The sequence below is a fragment of the Caulobacter sp. GSs2 genome (assembly GCF_058680895.1).
In genome coordinates this window covers 954663-980037 of the sequence record NZ_CM178725.1, presented here as the reverse complement: position 1 = coordinate 980037, position 25375 = coordinate 954663, and the positions used below count along the sequence as shown (strand labels likewise).

Below are 25375 nucleotides of genomic sequence, written 5' to 3'. Positions count from 1 at the left end.
CATCATGGGCAAACAACGCCCAAGCGGCTAAAACCTCACCGCAGAGGTATTTGCGTCACAACGTTCTGTCGTCGTCGCCTTGACGAAACGGCAAAAAAACGCTCAAACGCCCGGCCTTTGTCGCTTCGCCGTTGCGCGAGGCGGCCCTGATTGACCAGTCTGGAGAATAAATCATGCGCGTCTATTATGATCGCGACGCCGACCTCGCCCGCATTCTCGACAAGAAGATCGCGATCGTAGGCTATGGTTCGCAAGGTCACGCGCACGCTCTCAACCTCCGGGATTCGGGCGCCAAGAACGTCGCCGTCGCCCTGCGCGCCGGCTCGCCCACCGCCAAGAAGGCCGAAGGCGAAGGCCTGAAGGTCATGACCGTCGCCGAGGCCGCCGCCTGGGCCGACCTGATCATGATCCTGGCCCCGGATGAGCATCAGCGCGCGATCTACAACGAAGAGATCGCCCCCAACATCCGCGACGGCGCGGCCCTGCTGTTCGCCCACGGCCTGAACGTGCACTTCGGCCTGATCGAGCCCAAGGACACCATCGACGTCCTGATGGTCGCCCCCAAGGGTCCCGGCCACACCGTGCGCGGCGAGTATCAAAAGGGCGGCGGCGTGCCCTGCCTGATCGCGGTGCACCACAACGCCACCGGCAACGCCCACGACCTGGGCCTGGCCTATGCCTCGGCGATCGGTGGCGGTCGCTCGGGCATCATCGAGACCAACTTCCGCGAAGAGTGCGAAACCGACCTGTTCGGCGAGCAGGCCGTCCTGTGCGGCGGCACGGTGGAACTGATCCGTTGCGGCTTCGAAGTGCTGGTCGAAGCCGGCTACGCGCCGGAAATGGCCTATTTCGAGTGCCTGCACGAACTGAAGCTGATCGTCGACCTGATCTATGAAGGCGGCATCGCCAACATGAACTACTCGATCAGCAACACGGCCGAGTACGGCGAATACGTCACCGGCCCGCGCATCGTCACCGCCGAGACCAAGGCCGAGATGAAGCGGGTTCTGGAAGACATCCAGTCGGGCAAGTTCGTTCGCGATTTCATGCTGGAAAACCAGGTCGGCCAACCCTCGTTCAAGGCCACCCGCCGCCGTGCGGGAGAGCATCAGATCGAAGAAGTCGGCGCGCGCCTGCGCGGCATGATGCCGTGGATCGCCAAGAACAAACTGGTGGACCAAGCCAAGAACTAGCCGGTCCCTCTCCAAGGATCGTTGTCAGAGCCCTCGGCCGCCCCCGGCCGGGGGCTTTTTCATTTCGAGGTTGCGGTCCTGTGGCGACGACCGGAAAGTGCGTCTCGTCCCGCTTGAGGGACTGGGAGGATCATCGATGAAGCGCCTGTTTGCCGCCCTGACCGTTTGCGCCGCCGTAGGTATTGCCGCCACGCCGAGCCTGGCCGCCGAAGTGGCCTACAAGCTGGATTCTTCCCACACCGAGACGATGTTCATCATCGATCGCTTTGGCTTCAACTCGGTGATCGGCCTCTTCGGCGGGGCGGAGGGCACGATCTGGCTGGACGAGGCCGCGCCGGAAAAGTCGCGGGTCGAGGCCACCATCCAGGTTGGCAGCCTGCAGTCCGGTCACGCCACCCGTGACGAGCACCTCAAGGCCGAGCGCTGGCTGAACGCTCTGGCCTTCCCGACCATGACCTTCAAGTCGACCAAGGTGGAAAAGACCGGGCCCGACACCGCCAGGGTGACCGGCGACATGACCATCATGGGCGTGACCCAGCCGGCCACCCTCGAGGTCAAGCTCAACAAGATCGGCACGGCGCCCAACAATCAGAAGCAGCAGGCCGGTTTCACCATCACCGGCGCGATCAGCCGCAAGGCCTTCGGCAGCGCCACGGGGGCTGGCGCGATCGGCGACAGCGTCGCCATCCGCATCGAGGCCCTGGCGATCGCGCAATAGGGTCAGCCCAGAAAGAACACCGGCCCCCACGCCACCTGGTAGCGGTGCTCGCCTGACGACAGGTGCGGGCGCAGCTGCCAGGCCCCGGGCGGCAGGACCGACGGCGGGCGGCCCTCGATAGAGGTCGTGGTCAGGACGTCGCCGCCGGGCTCCGAGACCGAGAACTGCCTGATGGCCGGGGTGGCGCCCGATAAAGCGGCGGCGATCTCGTCGGATGAGCGGACGCGCAGCGACGCCTGGCGCGCCAGCCTGGCGCTGACCTCGGCATAGGCGCCCACCGCGATCACCCGCGGTCCCTGGCGCAGGACGCCATAGCCCACATGGGTGAAGCCTGCGGCCACCAGATTGGCCCGGTGACCGGGGCTGCCCCGCCACTGGTTCATGATCTGGTCGGGCGTGACGGGCCCGGCGGCGTTGCGGCGCATGGCGATGTTCTCGCCCGGCGCGCCGACCAGGTCGCGGGCCAGCAGGCCGACCCGCCCTGCGGCGCTGAAGCCGTCGGAGGTGACGTGGTCGAAGACGCCGCTGACCGCCATGTCGGCGGCGTGGGCGCGTGCGGCCAGAATCAGACCCCGGTCGGGCCGAAGTCCGGCCACGCCCTGGCGCTCGCGGATGAGATTGTTGAGGTCCAGCAGGGTGTCTTCGAACCCGTCGTCGAAGTCGCCGCCCGCCGCGTCGGACAGGCCCTGGCGCAGCCTGCGGTCATAGGCCTGCCATCGCGCGATCGGCGCCGCGTGGGCCAAGCCGGCGGCGAGGACGAGGGGCGCGGTCAGCAGGGTTCTTCGAAGGATTTGCGGCATCGCGGCCCTTAACAGTGATTGACAGGAACCCCCGGGACCAAGCTCTAAGACCCATGCGTCCCGTGCGTTCCATATGGCTGGCCGGCCCCGATGTCTGGCTCCCCGATTCCGCCGCCCACGCGGCGCGCCAGCGGGCCCATTGCATCGACGCCGGCTTTACGGGCCTGACTCCCGATCCCGCGCCCCAGAGCGCGGAGAACGGCTCCGAGCTTGAAGCCCGCGAACTCTACGCCGCCCGCATGGCGCGATTGCGTCAGGCTGACGCCGGCGTGGTCAATCTGACCCCGTGGCGCGGACCCTCTGCCGATCCTGGCGCCGCGTTCGAGACAGGGGTGCTGGCGGGGCTGGGGCGGCCGATCTTCGCCTATTTGAACGTGCCCGACGAATCCCAGGCCGAATATGTCGACCGGGTCGAATCGTTCGTCGGCGCCCAGCGCGACGAGGCCGGCGTCTGGCGCGACGGCGACGGCTGCGGGGTCGAGGACTATGGCCTGCCCGAGACGGTGATGCTGTGGGCCGAGGCGCGCCGGTTGTTCGTGATCGTCACCAGCGATCCGCTGCGCGACCTGACGGGGCTGGAACTGTGTCTCGAGGCGCTGAGGCTCTACGCGGAGTAGGGCGGGCTACTGGCCCCCTCCTGACCGCTTCGCGGTCGTCCTCCCCCGTAGGGGGAAGACGAAGCCGCGCCGATCTCATCTTCCCCCTCCGGGGGAGGAGCGCCGCAGGCGCGGAGGGGGCAAGTCACCACCCCAGATCGGCTTCCCCTCGCAGAATCGCCTCCGCCGCCGCCGAGTGCTGTCCACCGTCCCGCTCGTGCAGCACCAGCGCCGGCAAAAGCACCAGCGGCGCCTTGCCGGTCTTGATCGCCCGTACGATCACCCGCTTGGCCGGAGCGTCGGCGAAGGGCTGGATCGGGCGGATCCTGAACGAGCCCGCCTTGGGCGCCAGCAGGGCCAGGATGTCGGCCAGACGGTCGGCGCGGTGGATGATGGTGATGCTGCCGCCCTCGCGCACGGCCTTGAGCAGGAAGCCCGTCCAGGCCGCCAGCCCGCCGTCGGCCATCCAGGCCCCGGTCTTGGCGGGGGAAGGGGCGCGCAGCGCGCCAGGGTCATCGAAAAACGGCGGATTGCTGATCACCGCGTCGAAGACGGGCAGGTCCAGGGCGCGAAAGCCGGCTTCGATGTCGCCGGTGCTGATCTCGACCCGATCGGCCAGATCGTTGAGCGCCACATTATCTCGCGCCAGGCCGGCGGCGTCCGGATCGCGCTCCACGCCATGGAATCGGGCGCCCGGCCGGCGAGTCGCAGCCGCCAGCAGCGCCCCGCCGACGCCGCAGCCGGCCTCAAGCACGCGGTCGCTGGAAAGGGCGTTGCAGGCGGCCGCCAGCAGCGCCGCATCCATGCCCGCCCGGTATCCGCCGACCTTCTGGCGGAGGCGAACACGGCCGTTCAGCACGCTATCTTCGGTCAGCTGAGTGTCGTCCAACGCATCAAGCCTTGTGCTTGCCTTGACCCTGACCTATCCCGCCACCATTGTCCCTCGCAACGGCTGATCCTGCTGGGGACGGATGTGAGCCCGATCGCCCCTCGACAAGGGTCAAAGGTGTGTCGGTCAAGGAGAGTATAGTCTTGGACGCAGTTGCAGCGACCCTCGCCCGAGAGCCGGGATCGGTGGATCGACTGGTGCGTCTGGCGTCCGCCGACATGGGCGGGGTCGACCGCCTGATCACCGAACGCATGCAGAGCGATGTGCCTCTGATCCCGGCGCTGGCCGAGCACCTGATCGCCGCCGGCGGCAAGCGCCTGCGCCCGCTGCTGACCGTGGCCGCCGCGCGTCTGGCCGGCTCGGACAACGACGCCTGCCTGAAGCTGGCCGCTTCGGTCGAGTTCATCCATACCGCCACCCTGCTGCATGATGACGTGGTGGACGGCAGCCACCTGCGGCGCGGCAAGGTCGCGGCCCACCTGATCTGGGGCGCAGCCCAAAGCGTGCTGGTGGGCGACTTCCTGTTTGCTCGCGCCTTTGAACTGATGGTCGAGACCAACTCGATGAAGGCGCTGGAGATCCTGGCCCGCGCCAGCCGGGTGATCGCCGAGGGTGAAGTGCTGCAATTGATGCGCAGCCACGACCTCAATCTCTCGCAGACCATCTATCTCGACATCATCGCCGCCAAGACCGCCGAACTGTTCGCCGCCGCTTCCGAGGCCGGCGCGGTGTCGGCCGGGGTCGACAAGACCCGTTCCGACGCCCTGCGCGCCTATGGCCTGAACCTGGGCCTGGCGTTCCAGCTCGCCGACGACGCCCTCGACTATGGCGGCGCGACCGAAACCCTGGGCAAGAACGCCGGCGACGACTTCCGCGAAGGCAAGGCCACCTTGCCGCTGCTGCTGGCCATCGCCCGCTCGGGCCCGCGCGAAGCCGAGTTCTGGGAGCGGGCCATCGGCCGTCGCGAGCAGACCGAAGCCGACTTCCGCCGCGCCCGCGAACTGATCATCGGGTCCGGCGCCCTGGACGCGACCCTGGACCTGGCAGCCGACTATGCCGACAAGGCCAAGTCGGCCCTGGCGATGTTCCCGGCCAATGAGTGGCGCACGGCGCTGGAAAGCCTCGCCGACTTCGCGGTCAGCCGGAGAGCCTGATGGCCCGGCGGAAGCCTCTCCATCTCGGACTGCCCCGCGCCGCTCCTGGCGAGCGCCTGCCGCGTCTGGACACCATCATCGCCACCTCGGCCGCCAATCCGAGCGGCGACCCCAATGTGCGGGCCCAGGAGGCCGGCGAGGCGGCCGGCAAGGTGATCGGCGGCGGGGTAGGCGTGCTGGTCGGCTGCGTCCTGATCGTGCTGATGCTGGGCCCGGTGCTGTGGGCGCCCGGCTGGGCCGCCCTGCGGGCCGCGCGTCTGGTTCCCGGGCCCTGGTGGCCCTGGCTGGCAGGCCTGGCGGCCGGTCTGGTCGTGGCCCTGATCCAGACCTGGCTGCTGGTCCAGCGCAGTCCGATCCTGCGCTATCCGATCGTGGCCCTGTTCGCCGCCGCCTGGGTTGGCGGGCTCTGGTTGGAACTGACCTCGCCCCGCCATGACTGGGTGACGACCGCCCCGACCCTGCACATGCCCGGTCCGTGGACCTGGGCGCTGCTGGGCCTGGGCACGGTGATCTATGCGGGCATCTATCTGCTGGCCCTGGGCCAGATCACCAAGGGCCGCTGGGTCCGCGGATGGCAGCTGATCAAATAGCCGTCAGGCAGAGGTCCAGGTGTGTGCCCCTGTCGTCCTCGACATGCCGGGTCCAGGCCGCGTCGACCTTGGCGATGACCTGGGCGGCGTCACCACCGGCCACCCGTTCGCGCTTCTTCTTGCGGTGCAGGATCTCGACGCCATAGCCGAGGTCCAGGAAGAAGGTCAGCAGGGCCGCGCCATCGGCGCCCGAGATCTCGCTCTGGAAGCGCGGTGAGTATTCCAGGAAGGTGATGGGCTTCTGCTCGGCCATCAGGGCCCTGGCGCCCATGAAGGCGCGATACTCCATCCCTTCGATGTCGATCTTCAGCACATCGACCTTGCCGAAGTCGGCGCGCAGCAGGTCCAGCGGCACGACGGGGGCGATGTCGAAGGCGTCGAGATTTTCGGGAATGCCGTCGATGGGCGGCTCCATCTGGAAGTTGTTGTGCACCGTCTGGCGACGCAGATATTCGGTCCCAAGGCGGTCTGAGACGCCCACCAGCAGCAGCTGCATGTTGGTGACGCCGCTGGCTTTGGCGCTTTCCAGCAGCACGCGGCCGTTGCCGGCGCTCATCTCGATGGCGATGACCTTGCCCGTGGTCCCCACCGCCTTGGCTGCGGGAAGCGCGAAGGCGCCCCAGCTGGCCCCGACGTCCAGCACCGTCATGCCGGGCTTGAGGATCTTGAGGAAGTAGTCGAGCACCCAGGGCTCGTAGTCCTTGCCGTCGTCCAGCTGGCGGGTGATCACCCAGTGCTCCGGCATCCAGAACGTACAGCCGCGGAACTTCACTTCCATCAGGGTCGGGGCCACGCCGGCCGGCAGTTCGATCGGTCGACGCTTCTTGCGGAACAGGCCCATGATCGTCCTCGTCGGCGGCGCGGGTCTGCCCCGGCGCCCTGTGCTTGCAGGTACCTATCCGATTTTGACCCCTTGGCCACAGTCCCCTCGTTTGGGGCAGGGGGTGAATTCGCCGTAACGCGCGCGCCTTGTTCTCGACAAGTCTCGCGATACGCCCCACCTCTAGGGTCTGGGTTTATGGGCTGGGAGCCGTCTTCGTGATCCGACTGATCCTCAACATCCTCTGGTTCGTCCTCGGCGGCTGGCTTTCCGGCCTGCTGTGGCTGCTGGGCGGCGCCCTGCTGGCCATCACCATCGTCGGCCTGCCCTATACGGGCGCGGCCTGGCGCATCGCCGGTTTCGCCTTCTGGCCGTTCGGCAAGGAGATCGTCAGCCGCGAGATCGTCAGCGGCCGGGGCGACCTGGGCACAGGGCCTCTGGGCTTCGTGCTGAATGTGATCTGGTTCATCCTGGGCGGCTGGTACATCGCGCTCAGCCACCTGATGATCGCCGCCGCCGAGGCCGTGACCATTGTCGGCATCCCCTTCGCCATCAAGGACTTCCAGCTGGCGATCATCGCTCTGGCCCCGATCGGCCGCGAGGTGGTGGAGGTTCGGCGGTAGGCGTCAGAAGCTGGTGAACAGCCGGTCGAGGGCGCGGCGGATTTCGTCTTCGTGGGTCAGCAGATTGGTCGCCCTGCTTCGCAGCAAGCTTGCGGTCAGGCTGAAGGGCTCGCTGACAACCAGCATCAGCGGTTGCCCGTCTATTTCGACCCCGATCTCCAGACCGCTGACCTGGCGCTTGGCGTCGTTCACGGCGGGCGCGACCACGACCTCATCGAGCTCATGCAGATGATGCGAGGACAGCACCACCAGGAAGGGCGCCACCTTACGGCTCTCCGGCGAGGGATTCAGGTAGGCGTCGAACTGCCGCAACCTACCACCGTCTGAAGTGGTCTGAGATCAAGCCGCGCTGAGCAATGCGCTCATTATGCTCTTTGATCGCTTCAGCATTCTCCGCCGCCCAGCGCCGGGCGCGGTCCTCGGCGCCGGCGGGATCGACCGTCTGCAGATGCAGGCGAAGCTGGGTTTCACTGAGGCCCGTGATGGAAATCCCCAGCCGCTGGGCTTGAGCCAACAGTTCGGGGTCGATGCCGAGGTCGAGTTCAGGGGCGTCCATGGACCGGGAGATTATCATTCCTCCTCATCCTCCGACAGCAGCACGTCCAGGAAGGTCTGGCGGCGGTTGAGGAAGCTGCGGGTCACCGTGACGTGGTCGAGGTCTTCGTACTCCACCCGCTCCAGGCCGCGTTCGGAGGTCTCGTAGATCCAGGCGTCGGGATAGCCGAGGATGATCGGCGAATGTGTGGCGATGATCAGCTGCGAACGTGCCAGCACCAGTTGATGCAGCTTGGCCAGGAACGACAGCTGCCGGCTGGGTGATAGGGCGGCTTCGGGCTCGTCGAGGATATAGAGGCCATCGCCACGAAAACGGTTGTCGAACAGGGCGAAGAAGGCCTCGCCGTGGGATTGTTCGTGCAGGGGGCGGGCGCCATAGGCGCTGGCGATGAAGGCTCCGCCTGGGTGTGGCTCCCGGTCGAGCGCTTCAATCTCGGTCTGGACGTTGAAGAAGCTCTCGGCGCGCAGGAAGTAGCCGTCGTGCGGACGAATGATCGATCGCACGGGGCGGATGTGGCTGTGCAGGTCGGAGTGCGACGCGCGGCTGCTGAAGTTGAAGTTCCGCGACCCGCCCTCGGCGTTGAAGCCCCAGGCCACCGCCAAAGCCTCGATCAGGGTCGATTTTCCCGAGCCGTTCTCGCCGACCAGGAAGGTGACGCGCGGATGAAAGGCGATGCTCTCCAGACCGCGCAGCACAGGCAGGTTGAAAGGGTAGGCTTCAGGATTCCAGCCCTCACGGCGCTGGATCAGGGCTTCGATCCAGTAGGGGCGGTCGAGCGCGGTCATGCGAGTGTTCTCGGTGTGTTCCAAAAACGCTTTAGCGCCCCATCGGCGTAATTTGAAGCCTCACAACTCCTGCGCGTTCAGACCCAGCCATTTCAGACAGCAGTCGACAGGACGGCCGGAAACCGCACCGCCCCGTCGCGCTGGAAATCGAGCGTGTTCATCAGCCCGGCGAGATCATGTTCTCCGGCCGAACATACTGATCAAACTCTTCGTTCGTCAGATAGCCCCCGCCGACGGCCTCTTCGCGCAGGGTGGTTCCGTTCTTGTGCGCGGTCTTGGCGATCTTGGCGCAGGCGTCGTAGCCCAGCTTGCCGTTCAGGGCCGTGACCAGCATCAGGCTGTTCTCGACGCCCTTCCTGATGTTGTCGACGCGCGGCTCGATGCCGACGACGCAGTTGTCGGTGAAGCTGATCGCGGCGTCGGCGACCAGGCGCACCGACTGCAGGAAATTGTAGGCCATCACCGGGTTGAAGACGTTCAGCTCGAAATGGCCCTGGCTGCCGGCGAAGGTCAGGGTCGAGTGGTTGCCGAACACCTGGGCGCAGACCTGGGTCAGGGCTTCGGACTGGGTCGGGTTGACCTTGCCCGGCATGATCGACGAGCCCGGCTCGTTCTCCGGCAGGGCCAGTTCGCCCAGACCGGCGCGGGGACCCGAGCCCAGGAAGCGGATGTCGTTGGCGATCTTGAACAGGCTGGCGGCGACCGTGTTGATGGCGCCGTGGGTGAAGACCATGGCGTCGTGGGCGGCCAGGGCCTCGAACTTGTTGGGGGCGGTGGTGAAGGCCAGGCCCGTCACGCCGGCGATCTTCTCGGCCACCAGTTCGGCAAAGCCGACGGGGGCGTTCAGCCCAGTGCCGACGGCTGTGCCGCCCTGGGCCAGTTGCATCAGCATCGGCAGGGTCATCTCGATACGGGCGATGCCGTTCTCGATCTGCTGGGCGTAGCCGCCGAACTCCTGGCCCAGCGTCAGGGGCGTGGCGTCCTGGGTGTGGGTGCGGCCGATCTTGATGATGTCCTTCCACGCGGCGGCCTTGGCGGCGAGAGCCTTGTGCAGGTGCTTGAGGGCCGGCAGCAGGTCGTGGACCACCTGTTCGGCGCAGGCGATGTGCATGGCCGTCGGGAAGGTATCGTTCGACGACTGGCTCATATTGACGTGGTCGTTGGGGTGGACGGGCTTCTTGGAGCCCATCTCGCCGCCCAGCATCTCGATGGCGCGGTTGGAGATCACCTCGTTGGCGTTCATGTTCGACTGGGTGCCCGAGCCGGTCTGCCAGACCACCAGCGGGAAGTGATCGTTCAGCTTGCCGTCGATCACTTCATTGGCGGCGGCGACGATGGTTTCGGCGATCTTCGGATCCAGCTTGCCCAGGGCCAGGTTGGCCTCTGCGGCGGCGCGCTTGACGATCCCGAGCGCCCGCACGATCGGCAGGGGCTGCTTTTCCCAGCCGATCTTGAAGTTGCCGAGGCTGCGCTGGGCTTGAGCGCCCCAGTAGCGGTCAGCAGCGACTTCGATGGGGCCGAAGGTGTCGGTCTCGATGCGGGTGGCGGTCATGGAGCGGATCCCTCGCGTTCTGTTGGCGCGGGTTTAGCCAATGGCGAGGGAGACTGCAAAGCCGGAAGGCCTTATGAGGCGCGGATGAATGAAGGTTGGACCCAACACGGCAAGGTGCGCGCCCGCGAGGCGGATGGCGAACTGACCCTTGAGGTCGATGGCCTCACCACCCAGGGCAAGTACTACAAGCCGCTGATCTACGAGTTCTTCCGCAAGGTCTGGCGCGGCGCGCGGCCGGCCTGGGGCGAGTTCGAGGTCGATATCTTCATGGAATATGTCGGCGAGCCGCCGTGGATGGATCTGGACAACCTGGCCAAGGCCCTGCTGGATTCGATCAAGGGCTATGCCTTCCACGACGACGCCCAGGTCGGCCGGCTGCTGGTCGAGCGCCGGCCGGGGGATCGCGAGCGGATCATCATCCTGGTGCGCAAGCGCGCGTCAGGCCTTTTGCGGCGCACGCTCGAAGGCTGAAGCGGCCAGGGCCGTGAACAGCACCATCAGGAAGGCGCCATAGCGGCCCAGGCTGACCGGGTCGGCGGCAGGCATCAACGCCTCGAACTGGCCGATCACCACGGCGCTGGCCATCAGGCCCGGCGCGGCGAAGGTCAGCATCGGCAGCATGCGCTTGCCGCGCTTGATGTGACGCAGGCGCGCTGCGGCATGGAACACGAAGGTCACGAAGGCCGCCGCCGCGAAGGCGTTGATCGCATAGAACCAGAAGGCGCTCTCTAGAACCCCCGCGCCGAAAGCGGCGTAGAACGCCGTCGCCGCCAGCCAGGCCCCCAGGCCCGCGCCGCCAAACACCAAACCGTCCTGCTTTGACACGTCTTCCCCTCCCAAGGCTGTGCTGTGGGAGAACGGTGCAATTTCAGCGCCGGTTCAGACCCGGAATCAGCCCTTCACAGGCAGCAGGAAGTTCCAGAGCATCAGCAGTACGCCGAGCACCGCATAGAGCAGGGCTGTGTAGGTGAAGGCCAGTTTGCGCAGGGTGGTCCAGCTATCGACCCGGCGTCCGCCGCGCCAGACCACGGGGGCCATGACCAGGGTGACGACGGTCAGGACACTGGCGACCAGCGTACACGCTGAGGCGGTCACCAGCCATCCGCTGGGCCAGCCATAGAACACCCAGGCGATGTCGCCCGAATTGGCGGCGAACACCCCCACGCAACTCAGGGCGATCAGCCACAGGGTTGCCTGGGTGGTCTGGAGCAGGTTGGCCCGGGTCTGGGTCGGGGTCTGGCGAGTCTCGCGACGGTCGCGCATGAACACGCCCGCCAGGGTGGCGATGGCGGCGAACGCCGAGAGCGCGACGATCCAGATCAGCAAACCCGCGCCCATGGGAAAGGTGATCCGCTCGAAGGCCGAGAAGCCGGGAGACGGGTAGAACCGGCTCCCGCGCCCACCGACGGTTTCGAAGACGAGGGTCTTGGCGCTGTCGCTGGCCTGGAACACGCCAGGCTTTTCGGTGGCGTTCCACAGCGTTGAGCGGCCGTCGCTGAGCACGGCGAGCTGTCCGTCCGGGGTGACCCGCACTTCGGCCCGCTGAGTGATGCGGCCGATGAAGCCTTCAAGTCCGCCATAGGCGCGACGTGTGCCCAGATAGTCGCCTTCGTAGATCCGGGCCGCGTCCGGGCTGAGGGGGCGCAGGGTCGGCACGGCGGGCGGCGGCGCGTAGAATCGCTCGATGATCGCGGTCGGCACGACCGACGGCAGCTCGGCGCCCGTATCCGTGTTCACGGCGATGAACACGCCCAGGCCAAGGTCAGGGACCACGACCATGTTGGAGAAGAACCACAGGGTCGCCCCGTTGTGACCATAGCCACGCCGGCCGCCGGGCAAGGCGATGTCCTGAAACCCAGCATTCCAGCCGGCCGCTTCCGGAGCGGGCTGGTACATGAGTGTGCGGAAGGTCTGGGCGGTGCGCGGGGAATAGATGGTCTTGCCGTCGAGCGTTCCGTTGCCCAGCAGCAGCATCATATAGCGGCTCATGTCCGCTGCGGTTGACGAGCCGCCGCCGGCGGGGGCGACCTGGCCGGTCAATTCCGGCGGCTGCTCTCGCCAGCCCAGTTGGGTCCAGCGGAAGCCCGCCGAGCGCTCGGCGGCCAGGGCCGCGGTCATCGGCGCGGGCAGGTCGTCGCGCCACGGGCGGGCGTCACGGAAGGTGGTGTGGGTCATGCCGGCCGGGAAGATGATCTCTTCGGCCACCAGTTGCTCGAAGGGCTTGCCGGTGACATTGGCCACGGCCGCGCCGGCTAGGGCCACGCCATAGTTGGAATAGGCCGGCAGGGCGCCCGGCTCTCGCACACGACGCGGGCGCTCCTGGCGCAGATACTCGTTCAGGGGCCGCACGCGCTTCCAGTCCTGCTCGAACAGCTGGCCCAGGGCGCGATCCTCGAACCCGGGCGTGTGGGTCATCAGGTGGCGAAGCAGAACCGGGGCCTTGTCCTTGCCACGCACCTGCAGCGGTTCGGGCAGGTAGAGATTGACCGGGCCGTCCAGCCGCATGCGACCGGCCTCGATCTCGTTCATCAGGGCGATCCAGGTGAACGTCTTGGAGATCGAGGCGATGCGGAACAGGGTCTTGTCGGGATGGACGGCGCGCCGTTCCTTGAGGCTGGCGACGCCATAGCCCTTCTTCAGCACGACCTGGCCGTTCTGGACGACGGCGATGGTCACGCCGGCGATATGGTCCTCGATCATGCTGCGGCGGATCAGGCCGTCCACAAAGGCCTCAAGTTCGGCCGCCGGCAGGGGGGTGACGCCGGCGACGGGCCGAGCGGTGGGCGCGGACGGTGCGATCACCGGCGCGGCTTCGGCCCGCCGGGGCGAAACGGGGCGCGGCCGGGCGCGGCGTTGCTGGCTGGCATAGGGCCTGGGGCCCTCGACGGCCAAGGTCGCGGCGGGTTCGGACGGCGGCGCCGGTGCAACATCCTGGGCCTGGGCGAAACTCGCCGACGCCAGGAAACCGATCATGACCGCGATGAGAGCGGCTCTGGACGAAAAGCGCGACGTCAAGGCCGACCCCTCAGGCTGAATGACTTCAGCTGACTTCTAGGGCGCCTCGCACCGCGTTCAAAGGGCGGCGTGCTCTATTGGCGTCTATTGCTGGGGACGCTCTCACGGCGCCGCCGGTTTGGCCCTTGCGAACGCATAGAGCGGCAGGAACGGGCGCAGGGCCGGGCCGATCCAGACCTGGGGTTCGGAAGCGGGCTCGGCTCCGACCTCGACCTCCTTGCGCTCCACGCAGGTCTTCACCGCTGAACCCAGGGCGACGAAGTCCCTGGCTTGGCGCGCGGACGACAGAAAGCAGTCGTCAAAGAACGGATACTTGTCACTCTCGCCGCAACCGAACGAGGCGCGGTCGCGGCGGGCGGCGGTCAGGATCATGCGGTCGGGCTTCTTCAGCGCCGGAATGAACACGCCCGAGAAGCAGGCCGAGATCACCACGACGCTGGGGCGCTCGGGGCAGGCGTCCTCGATCATGGCCGCCAAAAGCTGCGGCGGCAGGATAACATCGCCCAGCAGGGCGCCGTCGGGGCTGCCGTGCGAGCTGATGTAGAACAGGCAGCCGGCCCTGGCGCTCTGAGCGCTCTGCTTGAGGCTGGCGTGGATCGAGCGCGCGTCCGAAGGGCCCGGTGCGATGGCGGGATAGCGGTGGGGGCGCGTCGAGAACTGCCGCACCGCAGCGGGATCAAAGCCGAGGTCGGTGAGCGTCAGGGCGACATCCCGCCGGGCATTGTCGAAGGCCTCGGTGGAGCCGCCAGAATGGGCGCGCCAGTCGCCGGCCACGACCACGGCCGACCAGCGGTAGAACGGGGCCTCGGCCCGGGCGAACGACGTCAGGCTGAGAAGGAGAACGCCGACAATAATGCCCGCCACGTTCCGCATCGCCCGCCCCTATTTCTTGAACCGAGCGAACGGCGTCGGGATGGCCGTGCCGGACGCCTTGGCCAGCAGCCGGCCTTCGCCGTCATAGAGCTCGCCCTCGGTGAAACAGACGGTCTTGCCCCACTTGACCACGCGCCCCACCCCGCGCAGAGCGCCGGGGAGGGCGGGACGCAGGAAGCTGGTCTTCATCTCCAGCGTCGGCACCACATGGGTCATGCCCGAACTGATCATGCCGGCCACCGACATGCACTCGTCCAGCATGGCGCAGACATAGCCGCCCTGGATCTGGCCCATCGGGTTGCACAACAGGTCGGCGCGGGCTTCGAACCCCACCTCGACCTCTCGGTCGGCCTGGCGCACGGCCAGCAGCTGGAAGCCCAGGGTGCGCGAGCCCGAGGGCGCGTTCTTGGACGCGCGGAAGCGTTCGAGGATCGCCTCGTCGGTCAGAACCTGGGGTTCGTCCGCCGCGACGTCGCTCACCCGCTACTTCTTCCGGAACTGGTCGAGGGAGATGATCTTGGGCGCGTCATCGCCGCCGCCTTCGGTGGGCGCTTCCGGCTCCGGCTCGACGGTAGGTTCTGGCGGAACCACCTCGGGGGCCTCGAACTGCAGGGCGAACTGCACCGACGGATCGTAGAAGCGGGTCACGGCCGCATAGGGCACCGACAGGCGCTTGGGCTGACCGCCGAACTTCAGGGTGACCGAGAAGAAGGTCTCGCCCGGCGCCAGGTCCCAGTACTGGTGCTGCAGGATGATGGTCATCTCGTCAGGATACTTGCCCAGCAGGTCCTGCGGACCCGACACGCCGGCCGCCTGGGTCTTGAACGTGATGTAGAGGTGGTGCGGTTCGGGCAGACCCCCAGGGGCAGCCGCCTTGCGCAGGGCCGCCTTCACGACGCCGCGCAGGGCGTCCTGGGCCATGGCCTCGTATTGCATAAGGTCTTCAGGCGGGTTGGTGGGGGCCATGCGGTCCGTCAAGAAACTGGGGAACTGATAAAGAGTCTCAGCCTAGCGCGTCACGCCCTCGCGGCAAAGGTGCGGGAACCCTCTGAGGGACCACAAATTTCAAGGATGGTTAAGTCGCGCGCTTCTGTCGCGCCTCCACGTCTGGAAAGTGGAGGGATTCTGTTGGCAGGCTCCCGCATTCCTTCTCGCAAAGAGAGGAGGGAGCCTCGGCTACCACTTTTGAAAGTGGAGGGATTCTGTTGGCAGGCTCCCGCATTCCCCTCGCAAAGAGAGGAGGGAGCCTCGGCTACCACTTTTGGAAAGTGGAGGGATTCTGTTGGCAGGCTCCCTCCGGGCCCCGCCTAAGGATCTGAACCCCTAGGACTTAAGGCGCGAATTCACTAGCACCGCATTACGCGGCGATAGCGAACTCTTCAGCGAAGTTATCGTTCGCAGTTAGTTTAGCGGCCCGATACGGTGAGCCACGCCGAGAGAAAGCATTACACCTTTACACGTCTGTCGATGCTGATCGGCCCCATGCAGTCCCGTGATAACTCGGGAGAGATTGGTGGAGCCGCCGGGAATCGCACCCGGGTCCAGTCCGCTTATTACGTGCGCGTTTATCCCCATAGTCCGGCCGAGACCGGACAACTCCAATATAGGGGGTTCGCGCCCGGGATGGAAGGCTCGTCGGGTTGTTCTTCGCCGATGCCGAGCCGGTTGCGGGCAGGGGCCCCGAAGCCAAGGTAAAATGGCCGGCATTCCAATAGACGATGAAATCCTGCATGGTCCTGTTCAACACAACGATGTGGGAGGAGTCGAAATGTCAAAAATTGTTGCCGAGTTCATCGGTACTTTCACCCTGGTTCTATTTGGATGCGGCGCGGCTGTACTGGGTGGGGACCATGTCGGTCAGCTGGGTATCGCCCTGGCTTTCGGTTTCGCGATCATCGCCCTGGCCTATGGCATCGGTCCGGTGTCGGGTTGCCACGTCAATCCGGCCGTCAGTCTGGCAGTCTTCGTCGCCGGCCGCATGAGCCTGGTGGAGATGCTGCGCTACTGGGTCGCCCAGTTCGCGGGCGGGGCGGCGGGCGCCGCCGTCCTGTACTGCATCGCCGGCGGTGTCGCCAAGGGGCTGGGCCAGAACGGCTGGGGTCCGGGCTATCTGGGCGAATACTCGCTGCAGGCGGCCTTCATCTTCGAGGTGGTGATGACCGCCATCTTCGTGATCGTCATCCTGGGCGCGACGGGCGCCAACGCCGCGCCGGGCTTCGCCGGCCTGGGCATCGGCATCGCCCTGGCAGTGATCCACATCGTCGGCATCCAGATCACGGGCGTGTCGGTCAATCCGGCTCGTAGCTTTGGACCGGCAGTGCTGGTCGGCGGCCAGGCTCTGGCTCAGCTGTGGCTGTTCTTCGTGGCCCCGGCGATCGGGGCGGTGTTGGGCGCGTTGCTTTACCGCTTCAACGTCCTGAAGGTGGGGTGACCGGCTGGGGCGTCAGCGGGATCGCCGCCGGCGCCTCGTCCCACAGCCGGATCGAGGGCCAGACCCGCGTTCATACCGGTCAGGCTTATCGCCGCACTCCACTACATCCCTTCGAAGCCGCGCTCGATCGACAGCACCCCGGTGCGGGAAAGCTCCACCAGGCCCAGCGGACGCATCAGGTCCAGGAACTTGTCGATCTTGGACGGGGCGCCCGAAATCTCGAACACGAAGCTCTCCAGGGTGGTGTCCACCGGCTTGGCGCGGAAGATGTCGGCGATGCGCAGGGCCTCGACCCGGTCGGCGCCCGAGCCGCGCACCTTCACCAGGGCCAGCTCGCGCTCAACGCCATTGGGGTCGCGGGTCACGTCGTGGACGCGGCGGACATTGACCACCTTGTGAAGCTGGGCTTCGATCTGGTCCAGGGTGTGGCGCGTGCCGCGGGTCACCACGGTGATGCGGCTGGTGTGGGCCTTGTGATCGGTCTCGGCGACCGTCAGGCTTTCAATATTGTAGCCGCGCGCGGCGAACAGTCCGACCACGCGGTGCAGCACGCCCGGCTCGTTATCCACCAGCAGGGCGAAGGTCGCCGTCTGCTCGGCCTGGGCTGCAGTGGGCATGTCGTAAGCGGATCCGGAGGCGGCGGGAGCGTTGGGCATGGGATCGTTTCTAAGCAAAGAGGAACCGAAGGGCGAGGGGCGGCCTAAACCAGCCCCGCCCCAGCCTCGCCGATGACGTTGCCGATGTCCTCGACGTCGCCCATGATCATCTCGTTGTGGGCCTTGCCCGAGGGGATCATCGGCAGACAGTTCTCGTGCTTCTCGACGCGGCAGTCGAAGACCACGACCTTGTCGCTGTTGATCATCTCCAGGATCTTTTCGTCCAGCTCGGCGGGGTCGCTGCAACGGATGCCGACCGCGCCATAGGCCTCGGCCAGTTTCACGAAGTCGGGCAGGCTGTCGGAATAGGAGTGGCTGTAGCGCTCGCCGTGCAGCAGCTGCTGCCACTGGCGGACCATGCCCATCCACTCATTGTTGATGATGAAGATCTTGACCGGCAGGTTGAACTGGATCGCCGTCGACAGTTCCTGGATGCACATCTGGATCGAGGCTTCGCCGGCGATGTCGATGACCAGGCTGCCGGGGTGGGCCATCTGCACGCCGACGGCGGCGGGCAGGCCATAGCCCATGGTGCCCAGGCCGCCGGAGGTCATCCAGCGATTGGGCTCCTCGAAGCGATAGAACTGCGCGGCCCACATCTGGTGCTGGCCGACCTCGGTGGTGATGTAGGTGTCGCGGCCCTTGGTCAGCTCGTAGAGGCGCTCGATGGCGTACTGCGGCTTGATGGTGGTTTCCGAGCCGCGGTACTTCAGGCACTGGCGAGCGCGCCACGCATCGATCTGGGCCCACCAGTCGCCCAGCGCAGGCTTGTTGGGCTGGTGGCCAGCCGCCTTCCACGCCGCGATCAGGTCTTCCAGGATGCTGGCGGCGTCACCGATGATCGGCAGGTCGACGCGGACGTTCTTGTTGATCGACGAAGGGTCGATATCGATGTGGATCTTCTTGCTGCCCGGCGAGAAGGCGTCCAGTCGGCCGGTGACGCGGTCGTCGAAGCGGGCGCCGACGCAGATCATCACGTCGCAATCGTGCATGGCGTTGTTGGCTTCGAAGGTGCCGTGCATGCCCAGCATGCCCAGCCAGGCCGGATCGGCGGCCGGGAAGGCGCCCAGGCCCATCAGGGTCGAGGTGACCGGCGCGCCGGTCAGGGCCTGAAACTCGCGCAGCAGCGCGCTGGCCCTGGGGCCGGCGTTGATGACGCCGCCGCCGGTGTAGAAGATCGGCCGGCGGGCCTGGGCGATCAGTTTTGCGGCTTCGGCGATGCGGCCCGCTTCGCCCTTGGTCTTGGGGCTGTAGGCGTGGGTCGAGCGCACTTCGGTCGGGCCGTAATATTCGCCCTTGGCGAACTGGACGTCCTTGGGGATGTCGATCAGCACCGGGCCGGGACGGCCGGTGGTGGCGATCTTGAAGGCCTCATGGATGATCTGCGGCAGGTCGCGGACGTCTTTGACCAGATAGTTGTGCTTGGTGCACGAGCGGGTCATGCCGACCGTGTCGGCTTCCTGGAAGGCGTCGGTGCCGATCAGGTGGGTGGGCACCTGGCCGGTGATGACGATCATCGGGATGGAGTCCATCAGGGCGTCCATGATGCCGGTGATGGCGTTGGTCGCGCCCGGACCCGAGGTGACCAGGACCACGCCCGGCTTGCCCGAGCTGCGCGCATAGCCTTCGGCGGCATGGGTCGCGCCCTGTTCATGGCGAACCAGGATGTGCTGCAGGCGCGGCTCGTGGAACAGCGCGTCATAGATCGGCAGCACGGCCCCGCCCGGATAGCCGAACAGCACTTCGACGCCCTGGTCCACGAGGCCGCGAACCACGATCTCGGCGCCGGTCATGGCGCGGTCGATGGTTTCGCTGGGAGCCTGGCTCTCGATGGTCTGGTGGGCGGTCATGGTGGCGGTCCGTAGGGGGGCGGGAAAGGGGGAGGCTGAAAAGAAAAAAGGTCCCGAAGGACCTTTGCGCGCGCGACTGAACTACGACGTGACTTCAAGGTCACATCGCGGACAGCCGCTCCATAAGTACGATCATGGTTTTGCGCACGAGTCTTGCTCCAAAGCTACGGAAAGGGTGATGCCATGCGCGAAAGGGGGCGTCAAGGCGGGTTTGAAGGCATGGATGTGCCTTATTGTCCCAATTCACCCGTCCAGAGTGTCGAGCAGCAGCGTCAGCGCGGCGACCGCGAAGGCCTGCATGTTGGCGGGACGGTCGTTGACGCCGGTTTCCAGAGTGGCGCTGACCGACACCTCTTCGCCGACCACGGCCGTGCAGGTGTGGCCGGGAAGGTCGCCATAGCGGTTGCCGTCCGGCCCGGCTGCGCCGGTTTCCGACAGGCCCCAGGTCGCCTTCAGGTTCTTGCGCGCCACCCGGGCCAGCATCACGGCATAGGGTTCGCTGGCCGAGCGCAGGCCGTCCATGGCCTTTTGCGGGATGTCCATCAGGGTCAGCCGGGCCCGCGCCGTGTAGACGACCGCCCCGCCGACATAAAACTTCGAAGCGCCCGGCACAGCCAGCAGGGCCGCCGAGATCAGGCCGCCCGAAGAGGACTCGGCGATGGCGAGGGTCTCGCCGCGCGCGGTCAGGCGCTCTGCGACGCGTTCGGCGAGGGCGTTGAGGTCGGACATCATGGCTTCCTTGTGATCGGACGAAAGCGGGTCAAACCCGCTCCCAATCCGGCGTCTGGTTCCTGAACCAGGTCAGCTGACGCTTGGCGTAGCGGCGGGTTTCCTGGCGGGCGGCGTCGAGGGCCTGGTCCAGGGTGGTCTCGCCGCGCAGGTGGGCCGCCAGTTCGCGGTAGCCCAGGGCCTTGAGGGCGGGCAGGGCGGGGCTGAGGCCGCGGGCTTCCATGGCCGCCACTTCCTCCAGGGCGCCGTTCTGCACCATCACGCCAAGGCGGGCGTCGCAGCGGGCATAGAGGTCGGCGCGCGGCGGATCCAGGACCAGACCCTTCCAGCTGCCCGGCGCCAGCGAGGGGCGGGTGTCGTTCTGCCAGGCGGTCAAGGATCGGCCTGTGGCCACGGCGACGGCGTGGGCGCGCAGCAGGCGCTGGCGGTCGCCGATCTCGATGCGGGCGGCGGCCTCGGGATCGAGCTTGGCGAGGTCTTCGCGAAACTCATGTTCGCCCTGGGCGGCGTAGAGCAAGCCGGAAATCTCGCGCTGGGTCTCCGACACCGCCGGCACGTCGGCAAGGCCATGGGTCAGGGCGCGGAAATAGAGGCCGGTGCCGCCGACCACAACGACCGGCTTGCCGCGATGGTCGATGTCGCGCAGGGCGACCATGGCCGCTTCCAGCCACTTGCCGACCGACCAGGTTTCAGCGGCGTCAACCGTGCCGAACAGGTGATGCGGGACAGCCGCCATCTCGTCGGGCGAGGGGCCGGCGGTCAGGACGCGCAGGTCGGCATAGATCTGCATGGAGTCGGCATTGACGATCTCGCCGCCGATTTCCTGGGCCAGACGCAGGGCGTAGGCCGACTTGCCGCTTGCGGTCGGGCCGGCGATCAGCCAGATGCGAGGCGCAATGTCCAAGCTCTCCATGATCCCGACTGTCCTCACCGTGGTGGGCGCTGATCCCGCCGCTTACGCTCAAGCCGTGTCGCGCGTCGAGGCGGCGCTGTCCAGCCGTCCTGCGCCTCTGGGAGCGCTGGCCGCCGACTTCTTGCTTGATGGCGCCGCCGTCGCGCCGCTCCAGGCGCTGCTCGCCGACCTGCCGGTCGATTTCGCGATCCAGCCGGTCGAGAACCGCCGCAAGCGCCTGCTGATCGCCGACATGGACTCGACCATCATCAATGTTGAGTGCCTGGACGAGCTGGCCGACTTCGCCGGGGTGAAGGCCCAGGTCTCGGAGATCACCGAACGGGCCATGCGCGGCGAGTTGGCCTTCGAGGGCGCGCTGCGCGAGCGGGTCGGCATGCTGACCGGCCTGTCGGTCGACGCCCTGCAGTCCTGCTATGATGATCGCGTGCGGCTCAATCCCGGGGCCGAGACCCTGGTCAGGACCATGGCGGCCCACGGCGCGCGCTGCGCCCTGGTCTCGGGCGGCTTCACCTTCTTCACCACCCGCGTGGCGCAGGCGGCGGGCTTCCACCTGAACCGCGCCAACACCCTGATCGAAGAAGGCGGCAAGCTGACCGGCCAGGTGGGCGATCCGATCCTGGGCAAGGAGGCCAAGCTGGCCGCCCTGATCGAGGAGACGACGGCGCTGGGTCTGACCTCCGCCGACGCGCTGGCCGTCGGCGACGGCGCCAATGACCTGGCAATGATCGAGGCCGCCGGCCTTGGGGTCGCCTATCGCGCCAAGCCGATCGTGGCGGCCCAGGCCCACGCCAAGGTCGATCATGCCGACCTCACCGCCTTGCTCTACTTCCAGGGCTACAAGACTTCAGAGTTCGCCGCATGAGCTTCCCGCGCCGCGTCGAGGCGGTGATCTTCGACATGGACGGGCTGCTGCTGGACACCGAGATCGTCTATCGCGCCGCCATGATCGAGGCCGGCTCGGTGTTCGGCGTGACCTTCACCGGCGAGATCTATGCGTCGATGGTGGGCAAGACCAATCCCGAGAGCGCCATCCTGCTGCGCGAACTCTATGGTGAGGATTTTCCGATCCAGGCCTATTTCGAGCGCGTCTGGAGCGACGTCGAGGACCTGCTGGAAGCCGAAACCAAGCTGAAGGCCGGGGTGATCGAGATCCTCGACCATCTGGATGACCTGGGCCTGCCCTGCGCCATCGCCACGTCCAACGGCATGGTGTCGGTCGAGAAGTATCTGGGGCGCTTTGACCTGCTGAGCCGGTTCAACGCGGTGGTCGCCAACGCCGACGTCGTGCGCCACAAGCCGCACCCCGATCCCTATCTGGAAGCCGCCCGCCGGCTTGGCGTCGATCCCGCCCACTGCCTGGCGCTGGAGGATTCCCATCCCGGCGTCCGCGCCGCCCATGCGGCCGGCATGATGACGGTGATGGTGCCCGACATCCTCGATCCCAACGAGGAGATGCACGACAAGTGCGTCCACATCGCCGACAGCCTGCACGTGGTGCTGGACCTGCTGAAGGCCTCGGCCTGAGCGCCAGGATACCAAAAGCTCGTCATCCCGGGTCTGCGCTGCGCTTGGCCGGGATGACAGTCTTCAGCGCCCCGGAACCGCGTCGGCGTAGCGCGGCCAGTTCTTCGACAGCTCATCCACCACCACGCCGCCGACCTTGAAGGCCGCGTCGAGCGAGGATTGCAGGGCCGGAACGCCGGTCTGCTCGCCCAGCAGGTTGGTCGCCGCATCGCCGCCGGGGGGCTGGGTGGTGTAATTGCTGGCCGTGCGCAGAACCAGCACGCGTCGGGGGTCGGCGCGGCCCGCGCGGCCCAGGGCGTCGACGGCGGCCAGGACGCCGGTGTCCTCCATGCCGGTCATCACGAAGCCGTCCTGGTCGCCGGTCCAGTAATTGGCCCAGGCCTCGTAGTGACGGTTGAGGATCTCGCCGTGCCAGAAGGCCTGGCCGCTGACCTCGTCACCCTTCAGCACCATCGGCGGCGTCTGGGCCTTGGGCAGGCCCGCATAGGGCGCGCGCAGGGCCTTGAGGGCGTCGTTGTCGGCAATGGCCGCGTCGCGCGTCAGGTCGAAGGCCCAGTCGCGCAGGGTCAGGTTCAGCGGGAACAGGTTTTCGCTGTTCGCCGGCGGCGGCCCTTCATAGGGCGCCTTGCGATGGAGGGGGATCTGGCCGATCGACCAGGCCTTGGGCGTCTCGCGCGGGTCGATCATGTAGCCAAAGTCGCTGTCGATCACCGCGCCGATCCAGGCGGCCGAGCCGACCGAGCCCTGGTTGGGATTGACCCCGGCGATGGCCGCGATCAGCCAGTAGCTTTTGGAGAGGTCGAAGCGCGGATCAAGGCCCAGCGCCAGGGTCGAGATCGCCGCGCGGTTGGTGCCCATGCTGGTCGAGAGCAGCAGCACCTTGCGGGCCGGATCATAGCGCAGGTCGCGGAAGCCGGTCTTGAACGGGATCTTCTGGGGCATGACCTGGGCCCAGGCCTGGAACTCGCCGGCCTTGTCGCCGGTGTCCTCGCCGATCTCGAAGGCGGTCACCACTACCACCCGCACCTCAAGCGGCGCGGCGAGAGCGGGCGCTGAAGTCAGGCAGGCGAAAAGACAGGCGAGAACCGCGAGACGACGCATGGTCTTCCTCGAAAGAAAAAGGGCCGCGAGAGAATCTCGCGGCCCCGGTTCTTACTGCGCTTGCGGTCCGCGCTGGAAGTACTTGAAGAAGGCGCTGTCGGGGGAAAGCACCAGGGTGGCGTCTCCCTGACCAAGCGACGCCTCATAGGCCTGCATCGAGCGATAGAAGGCCGCGAAGTTGGGGTCCCGGCCGAAGCTGGACGCGAACAGTTCGGCGCGGCGGGCGTCGCCCTCACCCCGGATCTTTTCGCCTTCCTCGGTGGCGGTGGCCACGATCTCGCGCTTCTGCTGCTCGCCGATGGCGCGCAGCTGGGCGGCCTCCTGCTGGCGGGCGGTCTGCATGCGCTCGAACACGGCCTTCTGGTTGGCTTCGGGCAGGTCGGCGCGGCGGATGCGCACGTCGATGATCTGGACGCCAAGATCGGAAGCCTTCACCTGGCGGCCGACCTCGTCGCGGATGGCGGCCATGACCACGGCGCGCTTGCCGGCGATCACTTCCTCGGAATTGGCCCGGCCGATGGTCTGGCGCAGCGAGGCGTTGACGATGCGCTCCAGCCGATCCTTGGCTTTGGTCTCATCGCCCAGGGTCTTGTAGAACTGGCGCGGGTCGCTGATCCGGTAGCGGACGAAGGCGTCGACCACCAGGCGCTCCTGGTCGGCGGCGATCACTTCTTCCTGGTCGGCGTTCAGGGCGATGTTGCGGTTGTCGAACTTGACCACACGATCCAGGAACGGCGCCTTCAGGTGCAGGCCCGGCGTGCGGACCACGCGGATCGGGTCGCCGAAGCGGATGACCAGGGCCTGATGGCGCTGATCGACCTGATAGACGGTCGAACCCAGCAGGACGAGCAGGGCGCCGGCGGCGGCGCCGAGGGCGGTGAGACGGTTTTGCGGACGGATCATTGGGCGGCTCCGTCGATGGACTTGACCACGGTGGCGGTCCGCGGGCGGAACGCGTCGGGCGGCAGGATCACCGGGGCGCTGGCGCCCTTGCTGTCGATGATGACCTTGTTCGAATTGGCCAGCACGCGCTGCATGGTCTCAAGATAGAGGCGCTCGCGCGTCACGGCCGGGGCCAGCTTGTACTGGTCATAGATCTGGTTGAAGCGGGCGGCTTCACCGGCCGCTTCGCGCACGACCTGCTCGCGATAGCCCTTGGCCTGCTGGACGATCTCGGCGCTACGGCCGCGCGCCACGTTGGCGGCGGACTGGGCGTTCTGGCTGGCGCGCTGCACGTCGCGGAAGGCGTCGATGACCGGCGGCGGCGGGGTGGCCGTCTGGATCTGCACGCTTTCGACGAAGACCCCGGCGTCATAGCGGTCCAGGATCTGCTGCATCAGGACCTCGGCCTCCAGCTGAAGCTGGCCGCGGCCGGTGGTCAGGATGGGGGTCAGGGCGGTCTTGCCGACCACCTCGCGCATGGCGCTCTCGCCGACGGCGCGGATCACGCTCTCGGGATCGCGGACATTGAACAGGTACCTGGGGGCGTCAGACACCCGCCACTGCACCGAGAAGGCCAGGTCGACGATGTTCTCGTCGCTGGTCAGCATCAGGCGCTCTTCGCCACCGTCCGTGCCGGTGGCGCCGATGTCGGTCGTGCGGATCTCGCTGACCGAGACCTTTTCGACGCTCTCGACCGGGAAGGGCAGGTGATAGCGCAGGCCCGGATTGGCGACACGCGAGAAGGCGCCGAAGGTGCTGACGACGCCCTGCTGGTTGGGCTGGACGACATAGACGCCCGTCACTGCCCACAGGGCGACGACGGCGCCGGCCGCCGTGGCGATGGCGCGGGGCCGGTCAGGACCCTGAAAGTAGCCGCGCAGGCGCGCGGTCAGATCTTCGATCACCTGGTTCAGGTCGATCGGGGTCTGGGGATCGCGAGGTCCGCCCGATGGGCGGCGCGGACCAGGGCGCGGCGTGTTGTCCTTGTCGCCATTCGGCGGCGGAGAACCCCAGGGACCAGGGCCGGCATTGTCGTTCCAAGGCATGGGCGGCGTTGTCTTCCCG

The 25375-nt window shown here is 67.0% G+C and carries 29 protein-coding genes and 1 other RNA gene; 10 read left to right on the top strand and 20 right to left on the bottom strand.

The features are described 5' to 3' along the window. The first annotated feature begins 173 nt into the window (after nt 1-173). Both ilvC and ACW17Z_RS04830 read left to right on the top strand, forming a co-directional pair. Nucleotides 174-1193 (top strand): ketol-acid reductoisomerase, encoded by a 1020-nt coding sequence (gene ilvC, locus ACW17Z_RS04835; protein WP_419317653.1) that lies wholly within the window; start codon nt 174-176, stop codon nt 1191-1193. A 136-nt stretch (nt 1194-1329) separates the two neighbouring features. Continuing rightward, the gene (locus ACW17Z_RS04830; protein WP_492057773.1) at nt 1330-1911 is read left to right on the top strand and encodes a YceI family protein; all 582 of its coding nucleotides are present in this window, start codon (nt 1330-1332) and stop codon (nt 1909-1911) included. Between the two features lie 2 nt (nt 1912-1913). Here ACW17Z_RS04830 and ACW17Z_RS04825 read toward each other — a convergent pair whose 3' ends face one another. After that, nucleotides 1914-2711 (bottom strand): CAP domain-containing protein, encoded by a 798-nt coding sequence (locus ACW17Z_RS04825; protein WP_492057771.1) that lies wholly within the window; start codon nt 2709-2711, stop codon nt 1914-1916. 53 nt (nt 2712-2764) lie between these two features. On the opposite strand from ACW17Z_RS04825, the gene ACW17Z_RS04820 reads away from it, so the two are divergent. Beyond that, nucleotides 2765-3328, top strand: coding sequence for a nucleoside 2-deoxyribosyltransferase (locus tag ACW17Z_RS04820; RefSeq protein ID WP_492057770.1), 564 nt, complete (start codon nt 2765-2767; stop codon nt 3326-3328). Nucleotides 3329-3452: 124 nt separating this feature from the next. On the opposite strand, the gene ACW17Z_RS04815 is transcribed toward ACW17Z_RS04820, so the two are convergent. Beyond that, on the bottom strand, nt 3453-4112 hold the full coding sequence (locus tag ACW17Z_RS04815; protein ID WP_492058486.1) for a tRNA1(Val) (adenine(37)-N6)-methyltransferase: 660 nt from the start codon (nt 4110-4112) through the stop codon (nt 3453-3455). 227 nt (nt 4113-4339) lie between these two features. Between ACW17Z_RS04815 and ACW17Z_RS04810 the strand changes: the two genes are divergently transcribed. Next, nucleotides 4340-5350, top strand: coding sequence for a polyprenyl synthetase family protein (locus tag ACW17Z_RS04810; RefSeq protein WP_492057768.1), 1011 nt, complete (start codon nt 4340-4342; stop codon nt 5348-5350). Beyond that, nucleotides 5350-5940 carry a hypothetical protein gene (locus ACW17Z_RS04805; RefSeq protein ID WP_492057767.1) on the top strand — a complete coding sequence of 197 codons (591 nt, stop codon included), beginning with the start codon at nt 5350-5352 and terminating at the stop codon, nt 5938-5940. Before ACW17Z_RS04810 ends, ACW17Z_RS04805 begins: the two co-directional genes overlap by 1 nt. On the opposite strand, the gene ACW17Z_RS04800 is transcribed toward ACW17Z_RS04805, so the two are convergent. Then, the gene (locus ACW17Z_RS04800; protein ID WP_492057766.1) at nt 5933-6781 is read right to left on the bottom strand and encodes an FkbM family methyltransferase; all 849 of its coding nucleotides are present in this window, start codon (nt 6779-6781) and stop codon (nt 5933-5935) included. The two genes, ACW17Z_RS04805 and ACW17Z_RS04800, sit on opposite strands and share 8 nt — an antisense overlap. A gap of 197 nt (nt 6782-6978) precedes the next feature. Between ACW17Z_RS04800 and ACW17Z_RS04795 the strand changes: the two genes are divergently transcribed. Further along, the gene (locus ACW17Z_RS04795) at nt 6979-7383 is read left to right on the top strand and encodes a YccF domain-containing protein (protein WP_419317646.1); all 405 of its coding nucleotides are present in this window, start codon (nt 6979-6981) and stop codon (nt 7381-7383) included. Between the two features lie 3 nt (nt 7384-7386). Here the strand turns inward: ACW17Z_RS04795 and ACW17Z_RS04790 are convergent, their stop codons facing one another. From ACW17Z_RS04790 to fumC, 4 genes are all read right to left on the bottom strand, one after another. Beyond that, entirely contained in the window at nt 7387-7695 is a 309-nt protein-coding gene (locus tag ACW17Z_RS04790) for a CcdB family protein (RefSeq protein ID WP_492057765.1), read from the bottom strand. A 1-nt stretch (nt 7696) separates the two neighbouring features. Then, nucleotides 7697-7939 (bottom strand): type II toxin-antitoxin system CcdA family antitoxin, encoded by a 243-nt coding sequence (locus tag ACW17Z_RS04785; protein WP_492057764.1) that lies wholly within the window; start codon nt 7937-7939, stop codon nt 7697-7699. A 14-nt stretch (nt 7940-7953) separates the two neighbouring features. Continuing rightward, entirely contained in the window at nt 7954-8724 is a 771-nt protein-coding gene (locus ACW17Z_RS04780; protein WP_419317643.1) for an AAA family ATPase, read from the bottom strand. 160 nt (nt 8725-8884) lie between these two features. Continuing rightward, on the bottom strand, nt 8885-10276 hold the full coding sequence (fumC, locus tag ACW17Z_RS04775; protein WP_492057763.1) for a class II fumarate hydratase: 1392 nt from the start codon (nt 10274-10276) through the stop codon (nt 8885-8887). 84 nt (nt 10277-10360) lie between these two features. Here fumC and ACW17Z_RS04770 point away from each other — a divergent pair, with 84 nt between their 5' ends. Next, nucleotides 10361-10747, top strand: coding sequence for a RusA family crossover junction endodeoxyribonuclease (locus ACW17Z_RS04770; protein WP_419317640.1), 387 nt, complete (start codon nt 10361-10363; stop codon nt 10745-10747). Here ACW17Z_RS04770 and ACW17Z_RS04765 read toward each other — a convergent pair. The 6 genes from ACW17Z_RS04765 to ssrA form a co-directional block, all read right to left on the bottom strand. Beyond that, a complete protein-coding gene (locus ACW17Z_RS04765) occupies nt 10715-11101 on the bottom strand; it encodes a hypothetical protein (protein ID WP_419317639.1) in 387 nt (128 codons plus the stop codon). The genes ACW17Z_RS04770 and ACW17Z_RS04765 overlap by 33 nt on opposite strands. A 66-nt stretch (nt 11102-11167) precedes the next feature. After that, complete coding sequence (locus ACW17Z_RS04760) at nt 11168-13291, bottom strand: serine hydrolase domain-containing protein (protein ID WP_492057762.1); 2124 nt, start codon at nt 13289-13291, stop codon at nt 11168-11170. A 102-nt stretch (nt 13292-13393) separates the two neighbouring features. Continuing rightward, the gene (locus ACW17Z_RS04755; protein ID WP_492057761.1) at nt 13394-14164 is read right to left on the bottom strand and encodes a C13 family peptidase; all 771 of its coding nucleotides are present in this window, start codon (nt 14162-14164) and stop codon (nt 13394-13396) included. A gap of 9 nt (nt 14165-14173) precedes the next feature. Further along, nucleotides 14174-14644 carry a PaaI family thioesterase gene (locus ACW17Z_RS04750; RefSeq protein WP_419317636.1) on the bottom strand — a complete coding sequence of 157 codons (471 nt, stop codon included), beginning with the start codon at nt 14642-14644 and terminating at the stop codon, nt 14174-14176. 3 nt (nt 14645-14647) lie between these two features. After that, complete coding sequence (locus ACW17Z_RS04745; RefSeq protein ID WP_419317635.1) at nt 14648-15130, bottom strand: SspB family protein; 483 nt, start codon at nt 15128-15130, stop codon at nt 14648-14650. 301 nt (nt 15131-15431) lie between these two features. Beyond that, nucleotides 15432-15797, bottom strand: a transfer-messenger RNA (tmRNA) gene (gene ssrA / locus ACW17Z_RS04740). A gap of 135 nt (nt 15798-15932) precedes the next feature. On the opposite strand from ssrA, the gene ACW17Z_RS04735 reads away from it, so the two are divergent. After that, entirely contained in the window at nt 15933-16595 is a 663-nt protein-coding gene (locus ACW17Z_RS04735; RefSeq protein ID WP_492057760.1) for an aquaporin, read from the top strand. Between the two features lie 101 nt (nt 16596-16696). On the opposite strand, the gene ilvN is transcribed toward ACW17Z_RS04735, so the two are convergent. From ilvN to miaA, 4 genes are all read right to left on the bottom strand, one after another. Further along, nucleotides 16697-17251 carry an acetolactate synthase small subunit gene (gene ilvN, locus ACW17Z_RS04730; protein WP_419317633.1) on the bottom strand — a complete coding sequence of 185 codons (555 nt, stop codon included), beginning with the start codon at nt 17249-17251 and terminating at the stop codon, nt 16697-16699. A gap of 44 nt (nt 17252-17295) precedes the next feature. Continuing rightward, entirely contained in the window at nt 17296-19101 is a 1806-nt protein-coding gene (locus ACW17Z_RS04725) for an acetolactate synthase 3 large subunit (RefSeq protein ID WP_492057759.1), read from the bottom strand. A 243-nt stretch (nt 19102-19344) separates the two neighbouring features. Further along, nucleotides 19345-19830, bottom strand: coding sequence for a CinA family protein (locus tag ACW17Z_RS04720; RefSeq protein ID WP_419317631.1), 486 nt, complete (start codon nt 19828-19830; stop codon nt 19345-19347). 31 nt (nt 19831-19861) lie between these two features. Further along, the gene (gene miaA / locus ACW17Z_RS04715; RefSeq protein ID WP_492058485.1) at nt 19862-20746 is read right to left on the bottom strand and encodes a tRNA (adenosine(37)-N6)-dimethylallyltransferase MiaA; all 885 of its coding nucleotides are present in this window, start codon (nt 20744-20746) and stop codon (nt 19862-19864) included. Between miaA and serB the strand changes: the two genes are divergently transcribed. Together serB and ACW17Z_RS04705 are read left to right on the top strand one after the other, a co-directional pair. Beyond that, a complete protein-coding gene (gene serB / locus ACW17Z_RS04710; RefSeq protein WP_492057758.1) occupies nt 20727-21605 on the top strand; it encodes a phosphoserine phosphatase SerB in 879 nt (292 codons plus the stop codon). The genes miaA and serB overlap by 20 nt on opposite strands. Then, nucleotides 21602-22267: an HAD family hydrolase gene (locus tag ACW17Z_RS04705; protein ID WP_492057757.1), complete on the top strand. Its 666-nt coding sequence runs from the start codon at nt 21602-21604 to the stop codon at nt 22265-22267. Before serB ends, ACW17Z_RS04705 begins: the two co-directional genes overlap by 4 nt. A 63-nt stretch (nt 22268-22330) precedes the next feature. On the opposite strand, the gene ACW17Z_RS04700 is transcribed toward ACW17Z_RS04705, so the two are convergent. Genes ACW17Z_RS04700 through hflK form a run of 3 tightly spaced genes read right to left on the bottom strand, consistent with a single transcriptional unit; the run spans nt 22331 to nt 25356 of the window. Continuing rightward, complete coding sequence (locus ACW17Z_RS04700) at nt 22331-23368, bottom strand: purine nucleoside permease (RefSeq protein WP_492057756.1); 1038 nt, start codon at nt 23366-23368, stop codon at nt 22331-22333. A gap of 51 nt (nt 23369-23419) precedes the next feature. Beyond that, nucleotides 23420-24271 carry a protease modulator HflC gene (gene hflC, locus ACW17Z_RS04695; protein ID WP_419254815.1) on the bottom strand — a complete coding sequence of 284 codons (852 nt, stop codon included), beginning with the start codon at nt 24269-24271 and terminating at the stop codon, nt 23420-23422. Beyond that, the gene (hflK, locus tag ACW17Z_RS04690) at nt 24268-25356 is read right to left on the bottom strand and encodes an FtsH protease activity modulator HflK (RefSeq protein WP_492057755.1); all 1089 of its coding nucleotides are present in this window, start codon (nt 25354-25356) and stop codon (nt 24268-24270) included. Before hflK ends, hflC begins: the two co-directional genes overlap by 4 nt. Nucleotides 25357-25375 lie beyond the last annotated feature (19 nt).